We start from the raw sequence: 1,109 nt of genomic DNA, 5'->3' as shown, positions 1-1,109 counted from the left end.
CTCGGGTGAAGGAACTAGGCAAAATGGTGCCGTAACTTCGGGAGAAGGCACGCTGGCATGTAGGTGAAGTCCCTTGCGGATGGAGCTGAAGCCAGTCGAAGATACCAGCTGGCTGCAACTGTTTAATAAAAACACAGCACTGTGCAAACACGAAAGTGGACGTATACGGTGTGACGCCTGCCCGGTGCTGGAAGGTTAATTGATGGGGTCAGCCGCAAGGCGAAGCTCTTGATCGAAGCCCCAGTAAACGGCGGCCGTAACTATAACGGTCCTAAGGTAGCGAAATTCCTTGTCGGGTAAGTTCCGACCTGCACGAATGGCGTAATGATGGCCAGGCTGTCTCCACCCGAGACTCAGTGAAATTGAACTCGCTGTGAAGATGCAGTGTACCCGCGGCAAGACGGAAAGACCCCGTGAACCTTTACTATAGCTTGACACTGAACATTGAGCCTTGATGTGTAGGATAGGTGGGAGGCTTTGAAGCGTGGACGCCAGTCTGCGTGGAGCCATCCTTGAAATACCACCCTTTAATGTTTGATGTTCTAACTCGGCCCCATAATCTGGGGTGAGGACAGTGTCTGGTGGGTAGTTTGACTGGGGCGGTCTCCTCCCAAAGAGTAACGGAGGAGCACGAAGGTTAGCTAATCACGGTCGGACATCGTGAGGTTAGTGCAAAGGCATAAGCTAGCTTGACTGCGAGAGTGACGGCTCGAGCAGGTACGAAAGTAGGTCTTAGTGATCCGGTGGTTCTGAATGGAAGGGCCATCGCTCAACGGATAAAAGGTACTCCGGGGATAACAGGCTGATACCGCCCAAGAGTTCATATCGACGGCGGTGTTTGGCACCTCGATGTCGGCTCATCACATCCTGGGGCTGAAGTAGGTCCCAAGGGTATGGCTGTTCGCCATTTAAAGTGGTACGCGAGCTGGGTTTAGAACGTCGTGAGACAGTTCGGTCCCTATCTGCCGTGGGCGTTGGAAGATTGAGAGGGGTTGCTCCTAGTACGAGAGGACCGGAGTGAACGCACCACTGGTGTTCGGGTTGTCATGCCAATGGCATTGCCCGGTAGCTAAGTGCGGAAAAGATAAGCGCTGAAAGCATCTAAGCGC

General features: G+C 53.4%; 1 rRNA gene. It reads left to right on the top strand.

The features are described 5' to 3' along the window. Positions 1–1,109: ribosomal RNA gene (locus ABAC460_RS47860) — 23S ribosomal RNA — on the top strand; the annotation flags it as partial.

The sequence above is a fragment of the Asticcacaulis sp. AC460 genome (genome assembly GCF_000495795.1).
Lineage (GTDB): Bacteria > Pseudomonadota > Alphaproteobacteria > Caulobacterales > Caulobacteraceae > Asticcacaulis.
Note: the sequence above shows the minus strand (reverse complement) of the source record. Positions and strands in the feature narration are given on the sequence as shown.